Source organism: Microbacterium petrolearium, assembly GCF_054782875.1.
In genome coordinates, this window is sequence record NZ_BAAGRQ010000004.1 from 101,610 (window position 1) to 117,656 (window position 16,047).

At 73.1% G+C, this 16,047-nt stretch carries 15 protein-coding genes and 1 riboswitch; of the genes, 6 read left to right on the plus strand and 9 right to left on the minus strand.

Going from position 1 to position 16,047, the window contains the following annotated elements:
* Positions 1 to 6 precede the first annotated feature (6 nt).
* On the plus strand, positions 7 to 1,359 hold the full coding sequence (locus tag ACYVJ0_RS04835) for an ABC transporter permease (protein ID WP_460816355.1): 1,353 nt from the start codon (positions 7 to 9) through the stop codon (positions 1,357 to 1,359).
* Positions 1,356 to 2,243: a carbohydrate ABC transporter permease gene (locus ACYVJ0_RS04840; protein WP_449855199.1), complete on the plus strand. Its 888-nt coding sequence runs from the start codon at positions 1,356 to 1,358 to the stop codon at positions 2,241 to 2,243. The genes ACYVJ0_RS04835 and ACYVJ0_RS04840 overlap by 4 nt, the downstream gene beginning before the upstream one ends.
* 5 nt (positions 2,244 to 2,248) lie before the next feature.
* Here the strand turns inward: ACYVJ0_RS04840 and ACYVJ0_RS04845 are convergent, their stop codons facing one another.
* Entirely contained in the window at positions 2,249 to 2,908 is a 660-nt protein-coding gene (locus tag ACYVJ0_RS04845) for a DUF305 domain-containing protein (RefSeq protein WP_460816357.1), read from the minus strand.
* A gap of 5 nt (positions 2,909 to 2,913) precedes the next feature.
* Positions 2,914 to 3,624 carry a DUF3105 domain-containing protein gene (locus tag ACYVJ0_RS04850; protein WP_460816358.1) on the minus strand — a complete coding sequence of 237 codons (711 nt, stop codon included), beginning with the start codon at positions 3,622 to 3,624 and terminating at the stop codon, positions 2,914 to 2,916.
* 101 nt (positions 3,625 to 3,725) lie between these two features.
* Here ACYVJ0_RS04850 and ACYVJ0_RS04855 point away from each other — a divergent pair, with 101 nt between their 5' ends.
* Entirely contained in the window at positions 3,726 to 4,394 is a 669-nt protein-coding gene (locus ACYVJ0_RS04855; protein WP_460816360.1) for a phosphatase PAP2 family protein, read from the plus strand.
* An 88-nt stretch (positions 4,395 to 4,482) separates the two neighbouring features.
* Here the strand turns inward: ACYVJ0_RS04855 and ACYVJ0_RS04860 are convergent, their stop codons facing one another.
* From ACYVJ0_RS04860 to ACYVJ0_RS04870, 3 genes are all read right to left on the minus strand, one after another.
* Positions 4,483 to 5,460 carry a malate dehydrogenase gene (locus tag ACYVJ0_RS04860; protein WP_460816361.1) on the minus strand — a complete coding sequence of 326 codons (978 nt, stop codon included), beginning with the start codon at positions 5,458 to 5,460 and terminating at the stop codon, positions 4,483 to 4,485.
* 40 nt (positions 5,461 to 5,500) lie between these two features.
* Complete coding sequence (locus ACYVJ0_RS04865; protein ID WP_460816363.1) at positions 5,501 to 7,357, minus strand: sigma-70 family RNA polymerase sigma factor; 1,857 nt, start codon at positions 7,355 to 7,357, stop codon at positions 5,501 to 5,503.
* Between the two features lie 309 nt (positions 7,358 to 7,666).
* Positions 7,667 to 8,818, minus strand: coding sequence for an N-acetylglucosamine-6-phosphate deacetylase (locus ACYVJ0_RS04870; RefSeq protein WP_460816364.1), 1,152 nt, complete (start codon positions 8,816 to 8,818; stop codon positions 7,667 to 7,669).
* A gap of 61 nt (positions 8,819 to 8,879) precedes the next feature.
* Positions 8,880 to 8,963, plus strand: a riboswitch (ZMP/ZTP riboswitch).
* Positions 8,964 to 8,999: 36 nt separating this feature from the next.
* Between ACYVJ0_RS04870 and glyA the strand changes: the two genes are divergently transcribed.
* The 3 genes from glyA to ACYVJ0_RS04885 all read left to right on the plus strand — a co-directional run bounded on the left by glyA (position 9,000) and on the right by ACYVJ0_RS04885 (position 11,726).
* The gene (glyA, locus tag ACYVJ0_RS04875) at positions 9,000 to 10,298 is read left to right on the plus strand and encodes a serine hydroxymethyltransferase (RefSeq protein WP_460816366.1); all 1,299 of its coding nucleotides are present in this window, start codon (positions 9,000 to 9,002) and stop codon (positions 10,296 to 10,298) included.
* A complete protein-coding gene (locus ACYVJ0_RS04880) occupies positions 10,298 to 11,179 on the plus strand; it encodes a bifunctional methylenetetrahydrofolate dehydrogenase/methenyltetrahydrofolate cyclohydrolase (RefSeq protein WP_460816368.1) in 882 nt (293 codons plus the stop codon). Before glyA ends, ACYVJ0_RS04880 begins: the two co-directional genes overlap by 1 nt.
* Before the next feature lie 64 nt (positions 11,180 to 11,243).
* Complete coding sequence (locus ACYVJ0_RS04885; RefSeq protein WP_460816369.1) at positions 11,244 to 11,726, plus strand: SIP domain-containing protein; 483 nt, start codon at positions 11,244 to 11,246, stop codon at positions 11,724 to 11,726.
* Here ACYVJ0_RS04885 and ACYVJ0_RS04890 read toward each other — a convergent pair.
* From ACYVJ0_RS04890 to ACYVJ0_RS04905, 4 genes are all read right to left on the minus strand, one after another.
* On the minus strand, positions 11,702 to 12,199 hold the full coding sequence (locus ACYVJ0_RS04890) for a Fe-S oxidoreductase (RefSeq protein WP_460816371.1): 498 nt from the start codon (positions 12,197 to 12,199) through the stop codon (positions 11,702 to 11,704). The two genes, ACYVJ0_RS04885 and ACYVJ0_RS04890, sit on opposite strands and share 25 nt — an antisense overlap.
* A complete protein-coding gene (locus ACYVJ0_RS04895; RefSeq protein WP_460816373.1) occupies positions 12,196 to 13,014 on the minus strand; it encodes an arginase family protein in 819 nt (272 codons plus the stop codon). Before ACYVJ0_RS04895 ends, ACYVJ0_RS04890 begins: the two co-directional genes overlap by 4 nt.
* 138 nt (positions 13,015 to 13,152) lie before the next feature.
* A complete protein-coding gene (locus ACYVJ0_RS04900) occupies positions 13,153 to 13,884 on the minus strand; it encodes a PspA/IM30 family protein (RefSeq protein ID WP_449855211.1) in 732 nt (243 codons plus the stop codon).
* 146 nt (positions 13,885 to 14,030) lie between these two features.
* Entirely contained in the window at positions 14,031 to 16,007 is a 1,977-nt protein-coding gene (locus ACYVJ0_RS04905; protein ID WP_460816375.1) for a TPM domain-containing protein, read from the minus strand.
* Between the last annotated feature and the right edge of the window lie 40 nt (positions 16,008 to 16,047).

Consider the following 16,047-nt stretch of genomic DNA (forward strand, 5'->3'; position numbering starts at 1 on the left):
CGCGCCGTGACGGCCGTCACCGCCGCGCCGCCCGTCGCCCCCGCTCCGAGCGCGAAGCCGGAGCGGGGCGGCTGGCGGCGCTTCGTCATCACCGCGGCGTTCCTCTCGCCCGCGCTGGTCTTCCTCGGCGCGTTCGTCGTCTACCCGATCGTCTACACGGTCGTCCGCTCGCTCTTCGATCGCTCGGGCGGGCAGTTCGTGGGCTTCGAGAACTACGTGACGATGTTCACGAACGACACGACGTTCACGGCGATCCGGAACAACGTCATCTGGGTGATCGTCGCCCCCGCGGCGTGCACGATCCTCGGACTGATCTTCGCGGTGCTGCTCGAGAAGCTGGCGTGGAAGACGGCCTTCCGGCTCATCATCTTCATGCCGATGGCCATCTCGATGCTCGCCGCCGGCGTGATCTTCCGCGGCCTGTTCCAGGAGAACCCGAACCTGGGCGCCGTGAACGCCGCGATCGTCGGCGTGCAGGGCTGGTTCGGCGACGCCGCGAACTACCCCGGCGCCGGTCCGCGCGAGGGCACGGGGATCGTGGCCGACCGCGGCATCATCTCGTCCGAGGAGACCGTGCAGCCCGGCTCGATCCAGAACTTCGCCCTGACGGGCGTGCGCCAGTCCGACCTGCCGGAGGAGGCGGAGGACGCGCAGGCGGTGGACTCGGCCGCGGACACCGAGATCTCCGGCACGGTGTTCCTCGACGTCATCCGCGGCGGCGGCGGCACGAACGGCGAGATCGAGGAGGGCAAGAGCGGTCTGCCCGGCATCCGGGTCGACGCGGTGGCGCCGGACGGATCGATCGCCGGCTACGCGACGACCGGCGCGGGAGGCGAGTACACGATCGAGGGCCTCACGGCGGGCGAGAGCTACACCGTGGCGCTGCCGGCGGCGAACTTCGACGAGGGCGGCCAGGGCGTCTCGTGGCTGTCGGCGTCGTTCATCAACGCCGTCGTCATCCTGTCGTACATCTGGATCTGGGCGGGCTTCGCGATGGTCATGATCGCGTCGGGCCTGTCGGCCATGGATCGCTCGCTACAGGAGGCCGCGCGCATGGACGGCGCGAGCGAGTGGAAGGTGTTCACGAAGATCACGGTCCCGCTGCTGGCGCCCGTGCTCATCGTCGTGATCGTCACGCTCATCATCAACGTGCTGAAGATCTTCGATCTCGTGTACGTCATCCCACCGGGCGCCTCGAAACCTGCGGCGAACGTCATCGCGGTGGAGATGTGGACGCAGTCGTTCGGCGGCGGCAACAACCAGGGCCTCGGCTCGGCGCTGGCCATCCTGCTGCTCATCCTCGTGCTGCCGTCGATGATCATGAACGTCCGCAGGTTCCGTCAGGAGAAGGCCCGATGACCTCCGCCGCAGCGCTCGGACTGGTGACGAAGAAGAAGACGGCCGGACAGCGCATCGCCGACGCCCTCGGCAGCACGATCGTCAACGTCGTGCTGATGATCGTCGCGCTGTTCTGGCTCATCCCGAGCATCGGGCTGTTCCTGACGTCGCTGCGCTCCGCCGGCGACAACGCGCAGTCCGGCTGGTGGACGGTGTTCACCAAGCCGGCCGAGCTGACGATCCAGAACTACGCCAACCTGCTGCAGAACCCCGACATCACGGGATCGATCTGGAACACGATCGTCATCGCCGTGCCCACGACGATCCTCGTCGTGCTGATCGGATCGCTCGCGGGCTACGCGTTCGCGTGGATGCAGTTCCCTGGGCGCGACTGGCTGCTCATCGTCGTGATCGTGCTGCTGGCCGTGCCCATCCAGGTGGCGATCATCCCGCTCGCCCAGCTGTTCGGCGCGCTCGGCATCTTCGGCAGCGTGCTCGGCGTCATCCTGTTCCACACGGCGTTCGGCCTGCCGTTCGCGATCTTCCTGCTGCGCAACTTCTTCACGGAGGTGCCGGGCGAGCTGATCGAGGCGGCCAGGATCGACGGCGCGGGGGAGTGGCGGATCTTCTTCACGGTGATGCTGCCGCTGGCGATGCCGGCGGTCGCGTCGCTGGCGATCTTCCAGTTCCTGTGGACGTGGAACGACATGCTCGTGGCGCTGATCTTCACGAACTCCGAGTCGATGCCGCTCACGGTGGCGATCCAGTCGCAGCTGCGTCAGTTCGGGTCGAACATCGACGTGCTCTCGGCGGGCGCGTTCCTGTCGATGATCGTGCCGCTGATCGTGTTCTTCGCCTTCCAGCGCTACTTCGTGCAGGCGATGCTCGCCGGCTCCCAGAAGTAGGAGGATCAGCCGCAGCCGAGGCGGTTCTGCACCGACCGCAGCGCGTCGATCTCGCGCTGCTGCGTGTCGGCCATCGCCTGGGCCGTCTGCCGCACGCGGGGCACGCTGCCCAGGTCGAGCTCGGCGGCGACCATCTCGAGGGCGCCGGTGTGGTGGCGGATCATCAGCTCGGTGAACAGGCAGTCGCCGGCCGTCGTGCCGGCCGTCTGCTGCAGGCGCGCGAGCTCGTCGTCGCTCGCCATGCCCATGGCGTCGCGCAGCTCGTCCTCGCTGGCCGTGGGCGTCACGGCGCCGCCGTGGTCGTGCTCGCTGCCCTGCATCCACGCCATGAGCGGATCGGAGCCGCGCTGCGGCAGCCCCCACTCCACAAGCCACCCGTACATCTCGCCGCCCTGGGCCTGCTGGCCCGTGGCGATGTCATAGGAGATCACGCGAAGCTCGTCGTCCTCGGTGGCGCGGTACTGGATCATCGCCATCTCCACGGCCTGCGCGTGATGCACCTGCATGTCGCGGGCGAAGCCGATGTCGGCCTCGTTCGGCGCGGTCACCGCGTCGAACGCCGAGAACCGGCCGGCCGCGAAGGCGACGCCGGCGACGAGGATCAGCGCGAAGACGACGAGCGGCCACTGCCGCCGCGGGCGGACGGCGCGCTCGTCGTCGGCCATGCGGCTCAGGCCTTCCCTGGGCCGTCCACCGCGCCCGAGCACGAGGCGCCGGGCTCCGGCACATCCTCGCTGCGCCAGTACTCCTCGAAGAACTCCGCGAGCCGCGGGTCGTCGGCCGCGTCTACCTTCAGCTGGGCGTTCCAGGCCTGGATGGAGACGGGCGAGTCCATGCCCTCGAAGGGGGAGAGGATCGCGTAGGTGCGCGGGGTGATCCCGCGCAGCGCCTCGATGTCGGCGTCGCTGACCTGCGCGGGGTCGTACGTCAGCCACACCGCGCCGTGCTCCATCGAGTGCGTGGCGTACTCCTCCTGCTGCGGCTCGGTGTAGATGCCGCAGTTCAGCCAGTACGGGTAGTGCTCGCCGCCGGCCGAGGGGGTCTGGGCGTACTCGACGTCGGTGCCGACCTCGACGTGCCGCGTGTCGTTGTCGAAGGTCTCGACGCCCGCGATCTCGGCGCCCGTGCCGCCGGCGGTGTACTCGGGGTAGCTCGGCGCGAAGACGTACGACGCCACGATCGCGCCCACCACGGCGAGGGCCGCGACGGAGCCGACCGTCCACCACACCAGCTTGCCGCGCTGACGCTTCTTGAGGTGCGTCTGGTACTCGGCGAGCTTCTCCTGGCGGCGCGCCTCGCGCTGCTGCTTCACGGTGAGCTGCTGCTCCGCCGCGCGCGCCGGGTTGCCGCTGGTGCCCTTGGTGCGGTTGTTCGATGCCACGCGCCCAGAATATGCGCACGCAAGTAACGGGAGGCTGAGAAGGCGCCGCCCATGCGCCGGTCGCGGCGCCGCGTCGCCCGGGGACACGGCAGGATGGGTGCGTGAGCGAGAACGCGGTCCCGCGGACGAGCCGGCTGGGCGTCGGGATCGGCGCCCTCGCGGCGGCGGCCCTGCTGGGCCTCGTCATCCGGCTCGCCGCGGGCGACGGGCCGCTGCCGATCGACTCGTGGTGGCGCGACGTGGTGCGCGCCGCGCCGGAGGGGCCGCTGCTCGGCATGTCGCACGCGCTCGACACGATCGGGGGCGGGCGCTTCGCCAACCTGTGGATCCCGCTCGGCCTGCTGCTGGTGCTGCTCGCGCTGCGGCGGCCGTGGAGCGCGCTCGCCTACGCCGTCGCCTCGCTCGGCAGCACCGCGATCGTCCACCTGGGCAAGGAGCTCTTCGCGCGCGTGCGGCCCGACGACATCCTCATCCACATCTCCTCCGCCGCGTACCCGTCCGGGCACTCGGCCTTCGCCGCGACGGTGGCCACCGCGCTGTGGGTGGTGTTCCCGCGCTGGTGGGTGGCGGCCCTCGGCGGGGCATGGACGGCCGCGATGGCGTTCTCGCGCACGCACCTCTCGGCGCACTGGCTCACCGACACAGTGGGCGGCGCGCTGACCGGCATGGGCGTCGTGCTCGTCGTCGCGGCGCTCCTCGCGCACCGGCTCGACGAGGAGCCGCACCCGCGCGGGGAGACCCGGCCGCGGGACCCGGCTCAGGCTCTGTGAATCCGCAAGTCTCTGTCGAATCCGGGCGCCCAGACGCGCGGATATGACACAGACTTGCGGATATGCGCACGTCGAGACGGGTGCGGGATCAGACAAGGCCGAGGGAGCGCACCTGCGCGGTCTCGTCCTGCAGCTCGGACGCCGAGGCGTCGATGCGCTCCCGCGAGAACGCGTCGACCTCCAGGTCGGGCACGATCCGCCAGTCGCCGTCGGCGGTCGTGACGGGGAACGAGCTGACGACGCCCTCCGGCACGCCGTAGGAGCCGTCGGAGAACACGGCCATCGACGTCCAGTCGCCCTCGCGCGTGCCGCCGAGCCAGTCGCGCGCGGCGTCGACCGTGGCGCTCGCCGCGGAGGCGGCGGAGGACGATCCGCGCGCCTCGATGATGGCCGTGCCGCGGTTCGCGACCGTGGGGATGAAGTCGCGCTCCGCCCACTCCCGGTCGCCGATCGCCTCGAGTGCGGGGCGGCCCGCCACGAGCGCGTGCGTGAGGTCGGGGTACTGCGTGGCGGAGTGGTTGCCCCAGATCGCCACGCGCGAGATGTCGGCGACCGGCGCGCCCGTCCTCGCGGCCAGCTGCGCGATGGCGCGGTTGTGGTCGAGGCGCGTGAGGGCCGAGAAGCGCTCGCGCGGGATGTCGGGGGCGTGCGACGCCGCGATGAGGGCGTTCGTGTTGGCCGGGTTGCCCGTGACGAGCACCCGCACGTCGTCGTCGGCGACCGCGCCCAGCGCCTCGCCCTGCGCGCGGAAGATGGCGCCGTTGGCCTCGAGCAGGTCGGCGCGGGTCATGTCGGCGCTGCGCGGGCGGGCGCCGACGAGCAGGGCGAGCTGCGCGCCGTCGAAGATCGCGCGTGGGTCGTCGCCGGTCTCGACGCCGGCCAGCAGCGGGAAGGCGCCGTCCTGCAGCTCCATGACGACGCCTTCGAGCGCCTTCAGCGCCGGGGTGATCTCGAGCAGGCGCAGCTCGACGGGCCGATCGCCCAGGCCGCCGGCGGCGAGTCGGAAGAGCAGGCTGTAGCCGATCTGACCGGCCGCGCCGGTGACCGCGATGCGCAGGGGCGTCATGACTCCGACGCTATCGCGGCGGGCGGTGCAGGGGAACCGGTTAGCGGGACAGCTGGCCGAGCGTGTAGGAAGGGAGCGCCTGATCGCCGGCCGTGAGGGTGATGTCGTCGTCCTCCGTCATCCACGACTCACCGGGGATCTCGATCGTCGCGACACCGGACTCGTTGGCGACTCCGATTCCACACTTGGTCAGTGCGACCTCGACCACGTCAGCGTCGAGTATGTCGACATCGAGCAGGGTGTCGGAGATCGTCGCGCGCACTTCGGTACCCGCGGGCGCCGTGACGACGAGCTTCACCGTGCCAGAGTTGCCGTTGCCGTTGTTGCGCTTCCAGCTCGACGCCGCGAGGTCGAGCGTGAAAGGAATCGCCGGCTCCGGCTGAGGCTCGGGATCCGGATCGGTCTCGCCGGGCGTCTCCTCGCCCGAGCCGTCGGGATCCTCCGGCGGCGCGACCGGCTCCTCCGGAGGCGTCGTGGGTGCCGGCTCCGGATCCGTGACGGCCGGCTCCTCGGACTCGACGGGATCGGCAGGCGCCTCATCCTCGGGCAGTGCGGCCGGCTGGGGTGCGGGTGCGGGCGGCGCGGCCTCGATGAGCACGGGCGGGGCGGGTGCGGGCTCGGGCGCGGGCTCGAGCGCAGGCGGTTCCGGGAGCTCCGGCTCGGGGGCCGGGACCTCGGGGTGCTCCTCGGTCTCGGGCTCGTCGGAGCCGTGCGCGGCGAGGGCGGCGTCGGGCTCGATCGAGGCGTCGGACGGGGCCGCGCTCTCCTCGATCGCGGCGGGCTCGCTCGTCGGGGCCGGAGCGCCGGGAACGACCGCGTTGGCGACGATCGTGCCGACGATCGCGATCGAGGCGACGCCGGCGACGACGAGGCCTCCGATGGTCCACGCCGATCCGGTCGTGGAGCCGCCGCTCGCCGACCCGGAGGAGGAGCCCGCGGCGCCCGCGGTCCCGGCACCCGCCGCGGCGAGGAGCGCGCCGGCGCCCTCGGCGGCGTGGCCGAACACCTCGGCGCCGTGGCCGATCAGGTCGAATGACCCCGTGGCCGCGCCGTCGACCACGCCGTCGGGCATCGCCATGAGGGCCAGGGGAGCGGCGCCGTCCTGCTGCAGCGACGCGAGGTAGCCCGCGGCCCCCGTGACGCCGACCGCGAGGGGCAGCAGCACGAGCACCAGGCGGCTGCCCACGTCGTGCGCCTCCGCGGCCACGATGGTGCAACGGGCGCAGTCGGCGACGTGGCGGTCGACCTTGCCGCCGTCGCGCGTGCCCAGGTTGCCGCGGGCGTGCGCGCCGAGGCGCTCGATCGTCCAGCGGCAGTCCGAGTCATCGCCGACGGCGGCGATGTGCGCCTGGATCCACGCCTCGCGCAGCCCCTCGCGCGCGCGGAAGGCCAGCTGTGACACGGCGGCGGGCTTCATGCCCAACAGCTGCGACACCGCGGCGGGCTTCATCTGCTCCACCTCGGTGTACCAGAGCACCTCCTGCCAGCGGCTCGGCAGCGAGCGGAACGCCGAGGTGGTGAGGCTGCGGTCGAGCGCCGCGTCGACCGCGTCCTCGCTCGTGGCGGGATCCTCGACCTCGTCCATCTCGTCCACCGCGGTCTCGCGGCGGGCGCCGCCCCACGCGGCGGCCGTGTTGCGGATGGCCGTGAAGAGGTAGGCGCGGAACGAGCCGGTCGGGCCGCCGCCGCGGCGGATCGCCTGGAAGATCTTGGCGTACGCCTCCTGCACGAGGTCGTCGGCGTCGAGCGACGGCGAGATCGAGCGGGCGGCGACGATCGCCGATCCGTAGTGCCGGCGCCACAGCTCGCCGAACGCGTCAGCGTCGCCCGAGCGCGACCGCAGGACGAGATCGGCGTCGGCCGTCGTCTCGGTCGGGTCCGTGTCGGGCACACGCATCACTCCATTGTGGTGTTCGCGGGCCGAGCCGCGCCAGTTTTCCCCAGATTTCGAGGGTTCCTCTGCGCTTCGCGGGTCGGATCCGGGAATCTCCGGAGATTTTCTCCGAACCCGCGTAATGAATCGCGCGGTGCGCGGTCTCATCCGGTGAGAGAGGCATGCGCCCGCCGACGTCGTCGGTGCGGCGTCCCGATCGGACGGAGCACTTCGGGGGAGGGGCTCGGTTCCGATCGGATGAGAGGGGCCCGGTGTTCGGGGGAACGCCGGGCTCCTCGTTCTGCCCCGGCGCATCGGCGCACGCGGCGGGCGTCAGACGCGCGCGCCGGCGGCCCACACGGCGCGCACCCGCAGCGACGCGTCCAGCAGCACGGCGTCGGCGGCGGCGCCGACCGCGAGCGAGCCGAGGTCGCCCCGGCCGATCGCCGCCGCGGGCACGGCGGTCAGCGCCGCGACGGCGTCGGGCAGCGCGGCGCCGAATCCCACGGCCCGGCGCAGCGCGGCGTCCTGCGTCAGGGTCGATCCGGCGATCGCCCCCGTGCCGCGGACGCGGGCGACGCCGCCGGTCACGTCCACATCGAGGGCGCCGATGGCATAGGCGCCGTCTGGCATGCCGGTGGCGGCCATCGCGTCGGTGACGAGGGCGACCCGGCCCGGCGCGGATGCGAAGAGCAGGCGCATGACGTCGTCGCGCACGTGCACGCCGTCGGCGATGAGCTCGAGCGTGACGCGCTCGTCGCGCGCGGCCACGGGGATCGGCCCCGGGTCGCGGTGGTGGATGCCCGGCATGGCGTTGAAGGCGTGGGTGAGGATCGTCGCGCCCGCCTCGATCGCCGCCGGCGTGGCGTCGCCATCGGCCGCGGTGTGCCCGATCGCCGCGGCGGCGCCCGCCGCCACGACGCGCCGCACGGCGTCGAGGCCGCCCGGCCGCTCGGGCGCGATCGTCATCTGCCGCACGGTGCCGCGACCGGCCTCGAGCAGCCGCTCGACGTCGGCGGGCGCCGGATCGCGCAGCAGCGCGGGATCGTGCGCGCCGTGGTGCGCGGGGTCGAGGAACGGGCCCTCCAGGTGCGAGCCCAGCACGCCCGGATCGGCGGCCGCGAGATCCGCGACGACCGCCGCGCGCGCGGCGAGCAGCTCGAGCGGGGCGGTCACGAGGGAGATCACCGCGCGCGTCGTGCCGTGCCGGCGGTGCAGGTCGCGGGCGGTGCGGATCGCGTCGGCGCCCTCGTCGAACGCCGCGCCGCCGCCGCCGTGGCCGTGCAGGTCGACGAAGCCGGGCGTCAGCACGGCGGCCGGGCCGGCCAGTGCCGCCGCGTCGACGACCTCGTCACCCGCCGCGACGATGCCGCGCCAGTCTCCCGATCCGGTCGCCGCGATGCGGTCGCCCTCCAGCCGGATCCACCCGTCCGCCGTCTCGGGCGCCCCCGTCACGAGGCGGGCGGAGTGGATCACGGTTCCCATGCGGAAAGCGTGCCACATCGGGCGGATCCGCCCCTTGGCAGCCGGCGCCGGTCCGTTATGATCGAGGGGTCGCGACTGGCGTTGAGGTGGGTCACCACCGGGGAGCGACCTGGACGGCATTCGACCGCGCGCCTGGGCCGAAGCGAACACCCGTAATCCGCCACGTCGTCTGGAGATCGCCATGACCGATCCGCTGTTCAACGCCCCCCTGTCCGAGGTCGACCCGGAGATCGCGCAGGTGCTGCAGCGCGAGCTCGACCGCCAGCGCGGCTTCCTCGAGATGATCGCGTCCGAGAACTTCGTGCCGCTGTCGGTGCTGCAGTCGCAGGGCTCCGTGCTCACGAACAAGTACGCCGAGGGCTACCCCGGCCGCCGGTACTACGGCGGCTGCGAGGAGGTCGACGTCGCCGAGGAGCTCGCCATCGCCCGCGCCAAGGAGCTGTTCGGCGCCGAGTTCGCCAACGTGCAGCCGCACTCGGGCGCGTCGGCCAACGCCGCCGTGCTGCACGCCATCGCCCGCCCCGGCGACACGATCCTGGGCCTGTCGCTCGACCACGGCGGCCACCTGACGCACGGCATGAAGATCAACTTCTCGGGCCGGCTCTACGACATCGTCCCCTACGAGGTCGATGCCGAGACCTCGATGGTCGACATGGACGAGGTGCGCCGCCTCGCGCTCGAGCACAAGCCGAAGGTCATCATCGCCGGCTGGTCGGCCTACCCCCGCCAGCTCGACTTCGCCGCCTTCCGCGCGATCGCCGACGAGGTGGGCGCGTACCTGTGGGTCGACATGGCGCACTTCGCCGGCCTCGTGGCGGCGGGCCTGCACCCCAGCCCCGTGCCGCACGCGCACGTCGTCTCTTCCACCGTGCACAAGACGATCGGCGGCCCCCGCTCGGGCTTCATCCTCACCAACGACGCCGACATCGCGAAGAAGATCAACTCGGCCGTCTTCCCCGGTCAGCAGGGCGGCCCGCTCATGCACGTCATCGCCGCCAAGGCGACGGCGTTCAAGCTCGCGGCGACCCCGGAGTTCCGGGACCGCCAGGAGCGCACGCTCCGAGGCGCGCGGATCCTCGCGGATCGCCTGACGCAGCAGGACGTGAAGGACGCGGGCATCACGATCCGCTCGGGCGGCACCGACGTGCACCTCGTGCTCGTGGACCTGCGCGACGCGGCGATCGACGGCAAGCAGGCCGAGGACCTGCTGCACGAGATCCGCATCACCGTGAACCGCAACTCGGTGCCGAACGACCCGCGCCCGCCGATGGTCACCTCGGGCCTGCGCATCGGCACGCCGGCGCTGGCCACGCGCGGCTTCGGCGACGCGGAGTTCACCGAGGTCGCCGACGTCATCGCGCTCGCGCTGCTGCCCGATCCCGACCTCGCGGCGCTGCGCGAGCGCGTGGCGACGCTCGCCGACGCGTTCCCGCTCTACCCGGGCCTCGAGCAGGCCGGCCAGGGCTACGCGGGCGTCTGATGGTCGCGCGGGTTCTCGACGGGAAGGCCGCATCGGCGGCGATCAAGGCCGAACTCGCCGAGCGGGTGGCGGCGCTCAAGGAGCGCGGTGTCGTGCCCGGCATCGCCACCGTGCTCGTCGGCGCCGACCCGGCGTCGCAGCTGTACGTGGGCATGAAGCACCGCCAGTCGGAGGCGATCGGGATGAACTCGATCCAGCGCGAGCTGCCCGCCGACGCCACGCAGGAGCAGGTCGAGGCGCTGATCGACGAGCTGAACGCCGATCCCGCCTGCCACGGCTACATCGTGCAGCTGCCGCTGCCGAAGCACCTCGACACCGACGCGATCCTCGAGCGGATCGACCCCGCCAAGGACGCCGACGGCCTGCACCCGACCAACCTCGGTCGCCTCGTGCTGAACGTGAACGCGCCGATCCACACACCGCTGCCGTGCACGCCGCGGGGCGTCATCGAGCTGCTGCTGCGCCACGACTACGACCTGAAGGGCAAGCACGTGGTCGTCGTCGGCCGCGGCGTCACGATCGGCCGCTCGATCGGGCTGCTGCTCACCCGCCGCGAGATCAACGCCACCGTCACGCAGGTGCACACGGGCACGGTCGACATGGGGCAGTACCTGCGCCAGGCCGACGTGATCGTCGCCTCGGCGGGCGTGAAGCACCTGATCAAGCCCGAGGACGTCAAGCCCGGCGCGGCCGTGCTCGACGTGGGCGTGACGCGCGAGGACGACCCCGCCACGGGCAAGCAGAAGGTCTACGGCGACGTCGACCCGGCCGTGGCGGAGGTCGCGGGCTGGCTCTCGCCCAACCCGGGCGGTGTCGGCCCCATGACCGTCGCGCTGCTCATGACGAACGTCGTCGAGGCTGCGGAGCGCGCCACCGCTTGACCCGGAATCCGGGGTGTACCCGGCGTAGGTAAGGCTCACCTATGCCGGGTGTATCCTGGGGGCGATGTCCGTTCACACGCACGAGGGCTCCGTCCGGGAGCACAGCGACGCCGCCTGCCGCGCCCCGCGGCACTCGCGCGTCCAGCACCTCATCACCGCCGACGAGTCGTCGCTTACCGAGCTCGAGACGCTGCTGGCGACCCTGCCGATCTGCTCCACCGGTCGCGTGTTCGTGGAGATCCCCGACGCGACGTGGGTCTGCGACATCCGCGTGCCCGCCCGCATGACGCTGACCTGGCTCGACCGCTCGGCCCGCACGGGGGCGCCCGGGACGGGCCGCGCGTGCCCGACCGGTCGCGCGCTCGCCCGCGCCGTCACGGCATGGGCCGACGAGATGATGTGCGACGAGGGCGATGCCACGCGCGTGCACCTGCTGGGCGGCTACCTCGGCACGGCCGACATCGTGGACCACCTCACCGAGCACCTCGGCGTGCCGGCGGACGCCATCCACGCGCCCGAGCGCTACCGGCTGCTCGCCCGCGACTGACGGGCCGGCGGGCGCTCCGCGCGCACGTAGCCGCCGTCCTCCAGCCCGGCCTCGATCTCGAAGCGATTGCGCATCGGATCGGTGCCGGCCAGCAGGTAGAGGATCGGCAGCAGCAGCCCGTAGCGGCGCCACTGCCGCACGTGCACGAGCTCGTGGGCGCGCACGCGCGCGCTCTCGGCGTCGCGGTGCGTGAGGTAGCAGCGGCCGACGCACACGCCGCCGCGCGCATGCGTCCAGCGCGGCATGCGGCGGAACACGAGCAGCTCGCCGTGGCGCTCGACCTCTCCCGTGCTCCACAGCCCGCCCCACGCGATGCCGAACGCGGTCGCGATGTGGAAGCCGGCGCGGCTGATCCACGAGTCGAGCAGGATGGACGGGATACGCCGGTCGAGCGTGCGGCCGTGCTCGAGGCGGAGCGCCGCGATCTCGCGCCAGTTGCCCGGGCGCGGCGGGGAGGGGAACGAGACGCTCACGCGAGCGCCCCCACGAGCCGCAGGATCGTGCCCATGTCGTCGACGGCGTCCGCCGGCGTCGCGGGCGCGAAGCCCGCGATCGTCGCCCCGGCCAGCGGCATCCGGGCGCGCAGCGCGCCGATCGCCGCCAGGAGCGCCACGGGCGAGAGCCCGAACGGAGCGGCCCGCGAGACGCCGGCGAGGTGGGCGGGATCGAGCACGTCCAGGTCGATGTGGACGAACACCCGCGTCGCACCCGTTGCCGCGACGGCCTCGGCGAGCGCTCCGGCGCCGGCCTCGATCTCGTCGCACGCGAGGCGCGCGAGCCCCGCCTCCGCGGCGTGATCCGCCTCCGCGGGCTCGAGATCGCGGGCGCCGGCGAGGATCACCCGCCCGGGCGCGATGCGCCCGGGCTCGAGGGCCAGGCCCGCGGCGCCGCCGCCCAGCACGGCGCGCAGCGCCATGCCCGAGAACGCACCGGACGGGCTCGTCTCGGGGGAGTGCAGGTCGCCGTGCGCGTCGAGCCAGACGACGGCGAGGTCGTCGGCGGCGAGGGCGTCGATGACGGGCACCGAGACCGAGCAGTCGCCGCCGATGACGATCGCGGGGGAGTCCTCCGCGGCCACGGCGGAGGCGATGCTCTCGCGCACCCGCAGCAGGGAGCTGGCGCGCTGCACGCCGGTCTCGAGCTGCTCGCCCGCCTCCAGCGGCACCGCCACGCGCGTGCAGGCCGCGCTCGGCAGGTCGCCGGCGATCGCCTCTGCACCGTCGACGAGCGACATCGCGCGCGTCGAGGGCGAACCCTGCCATTGCGGAACCACGACGAACCGGGCCATGGGGCCATTCTCTCCCGCGCGACGCGCGTTCGCCCCGCGTGGGCTCATCTTCGTCGCCCGGAGCCGCTTCGCGCCCGCCGCACACGCGACGGCGCCGCCCCGGATGATCCGGAGCGGCGCCGCGCGCGAGTGGGGGCGTCAGGAGGTGATGGCCTGCGTGTTCCCCGACTTGAGGGCGGCCAGGCGCGCCTCGACCTCGGTGAGCTGGCCCATGTCGTTCAGCTCATCGAACTGCGCGTCGAGCGACGACGCGGCGAGCTCGGCCTTGCCGGCGGCGAGCGCCTCCTGGCGGCGGATCTGCTCCTCGAAGCGGCCGAGGTCGCTCGTCGGGTCGAGCACGTTGATCGACTTGACGGCGTCGTGCACCTTGTTCTGGGCCTCGGCCGTCTTGGCGCGGGCGAGCAGCTCGCTGCGCTTCGACTTGAGCTCCTCGAGCTTCTGCTTCATGCCGTCGAGCCCGCCCTTGAGCTTCTCGACGACCTCGGTCTGCGCGGCGATCTGCGGGGCGACGGCCTTCGCGTCGTTCTCCTCCGCGATCTGGCGCTGCAGGGCGACCTTGGCGAGGTTGTCGAACTTCTCGGCGTCGGCGGTGTTGCCCGCCGCGCGCAGCTCGTCGGCCTTGCGGCTCGCCGCGAGGGCCTTGTTGCCCCACTCCTTCGCCGTCTCGAGGTCCTCGGCGTGGTCGCGCTCGAGCAGGCGCAGGTTGCCGATCGTCTCGGCGATCGCGGCCTCGGCGTCGGCGATGTTGTTCGTGAAGTCGCGCACGAGCTGGTCGAGCATCTTCTGCGGATCCTCGGCCTGGTCGATCAGCGCGTTCACGTTGGCGCGGATCAGGGTCGAGATGCGGCCGAAGATCGACTGCTTGGTCATGGTGGTTCCCTTCGTGGATGGTGCAGAGCGTCGAGTCGGTTCGTGAAGGTCTATGGCGAGTCTAGGAGCGCCGGCTATGGGTGCGCAGGACGAATTCGGCAGGTGGGACCGCTCGCTCGCGGAGGCGGATGTGCACCCGCGCCACGTCAGAACCTGCCGCCGCCGCGGCGCCCGCTGCGGCCGCCCGAGCGACCGCCGCCGAGGCCGCCGCCGCGCAGGCCGCCGCCGAAGCCGCCCCCGCCGAAGCCGCCGCCGAGCCCGCCGCCCCAGCCGCCCGAGCGCCGCGAGCCGCCGCCGGAGAGCAGGCCGCCGATGATGCCGCCGATGATCGCGCCGCCGATGTCGCTGCCGCCCGACGAGCGGTAGCCGCCCGATCCGCCCATCATGCCGCCGCCCATCATGCCGCCGCCCATCATGCCGCTCAGGTCGGACCGCGCCAGCTGCGAGGCCGACTCGGCCAGCTGCAGCGCGCGCTGCGCGTGCGGCAGCGCCTGCGCCGCGTCGGCGGCCTGCAGCGCCTCGGCGCGGGCGAGGGACGAGGCCGCCTCGGCCAGGCGCGTGCGCGCGTCGGCCCCGACGGCCCCGCGCCGCGCAGCGATGAAGTCCTGGGCGGCGGTCACCGCGCTGCGGGCCTGCAGGATCGTCTGGCCGAGCAGCTGCTGGGCCCGCTGGCCGTTCACGATGACGGCGTCGATCTGGTCGTTGGCGGCCTGCAGGTGCTGCAGCAGCACGCGTGGGCGCCGGGCGGAGCCCGACAGGTTCTGCCTGGCCAGCGCGATCGCCTGCTCGGTGGCGGCGATCGCGGGTGCCGCGTCGGCGGCGCCCGCGAGGTCGCGCGCCCTGGCCACGTCGCCCTCCAGCTCGGTCACGAGGGCGACGGCCTGTCGCTCGGCGGCCGTCAGCGTCGCGCCCAGCTCGGTGACGGCGCGCTCGAGGGCGACGGCCTGGTCGGCGGCCTGCTCGCCCACGACGATCGCGGCGGCCGCCTCGCCCGTGTCGCCCGCCGCCAGCAGCAGCTCGGCCTCCCTCAGCTCCGCCTCGGCCGTCGCCAGCCGGTCGCGGGCCTGCGCCGGGTTGTCCGCCACCTCCTGCAGGGCCTCCGGCGCGTACGTGGCGCGCAGCGACTCGAGGGCGGCGGCGGCGCGCTGGTCGGCGCCGGTCGCCGCGGTCAGCGCCCGCCGGGCGTTCTCGAGCGCGGCCGGCGCGTTGCGCTCCACCTCGCGCAGGGTGCGGAACGTCTCGGCCTTCTCCTCGAGCGACTGCGCGGCGGCCTCGCAGAGGCGCAGGATCTCCTCGTTCCACGCGCGGGCCTGCCTCTCGCCGTCCGGCTCGGCGTCGCCGAGGCGCTGCCGCAGCTCGAACGCCTTCGCGAGGTTGCGCTTCGCCGCCTCCAGTGCGCGACGGAACTCGCCCGTCGCGTCCTCGCCGAACTGGGCGATCGCGAAGCCCAGCTCCTGCTCGCTCGACTTGACGGCGTCGTCGGTGGCCACCAGCGCCGAGGCGGCGCGCTGCTCGAGCTCGTCGAGCGGCACGGCGCCCGGCTCCGCGTCGTCCCTGGCCCGCGATCGGCGCACGAGCCGCAGGATCAGCACCGCTCCGCCGATGAGGACGACGATCCCGATGATCCACGGGAGGGCACCCGATCCGCCCCGCGTCCGCTCCTCGACGGCGTCGGCCGCCGCATCCGCCACACCCGCCCAGTCGTCGGCGCGCAGGGGCTCCTCCACCGCGGTCTCGATGCGCGCGAGGTCGTCGTCGCTCAGGGGGCCCTCCAGGTCGGAGGAGACGTAGTACTGTCGGGCGTCCACGGCGATCGCCAGGAGGTACTGATCGGTGCCGAGCCCGTTCTCGGTCGCGACGGCGTCGGCCCAGGCGACACGGTCGCTCGGGGCGTCGAACTCGTCGACGTACACGATCCACAGGTCGATTCCCGTGTCCTCGCGCAACTGCTCGAGGCGCTCGTCCGCGGCGCGCTCCTCGGCGTCGGTGAGCGCGTCGACGGCGGGCAGGTCGAAGACGAACGAGTCGCCCAGGGTCACGGGCTCCGCCGCGCCCGCCGGCGATGCCGCCCCCATGAGCAGCGCCCCGGCCGCCACCGCCATCCACGTCGCCAGCCTGCGCATCGCGCCCCTCTCGCTCGGGGCGCGCCGGCTCTGCGCACGG

Coding starts and splice junctions, on each gene's coding strand:
- ACYVJ0_RS04840 (WP_449855199.1), top strand. CDS start 1,356: ATGACCTCCGCCGCAGCGCTCGGACTGGTGACGAAGAAGAAGACGGCC.
- ACYVJ0_RS04845 (WP_460816357.1), bottom strand. CDS start 2,908: ATGGCCGACGACGAGCGCGCCGTCCGCCCGCGGCGGCAGTGGCCGCTC.
- ACYVJ0_RS04860 (WP_460816361.1), bottom strand. CDS start 5,460: ATGACGCCCCTGCGCATCGCGGTCACCGGCGCGGCCGGTCAGATCGGC.
- ACYVJ0_RS04865 (WP_460816363.1), bottom strand. CDS start 7,357: ATGCGTGTGCCCGACACGGACCCGACCGAGACGACGGCCGACGCCGAT.
- ACYVJ0_RS04870 (WP_460816364.1), bottom strand. CDS start 8,818: ATGGGAACCGTGATCCACTCCGCCCGCCTCGTGACGGGGGCGCCCGAG.
- glyA (WP_460816366.1), top strand. CDS start 9,000: ATGACCGATCCGCTGTTCAACGCCCCCCTGTCCGAGGTCGACCCGGAG.
- ACYVJ0_RS04880 (WP_460816368.1), top strand. CDS start 10,298: ATGGTCGCGCGGGTTCTCGACGGGAAGGCCGCATCGGCGGCGATCAAG.
- ACYVJ0_RS04885 (WP_460816369.1), top strand. CDS start 11,244: ATGTCCGTTCACACGCACGAGGGCTCCGTCCGGGAGCACAGCGACGCC.
- ACYVJ0_RS04895 (WP_460816373.1), bottom strand. CDS start 13,014: ATGGCCCGGTTCGTCGTGGTTCCGCAATGGCAGGGTTCGCCCTCGACG.
- ACYVJ0_RS04900 (WP_449855211.1), bottom strand. CDS start 13,884: ATGACCAAGCAGTCGATCTTCGGCCGCATCTCGACCCTGATCCGCGCC.
- ACYVJ0_RS04905 (WP_460816375.1), bottom strand. CDS start 16,007: ATGCGCAGGCTGGCGACGTGGATGGCGGTGGCGGCCGGGGCGCTGCTC.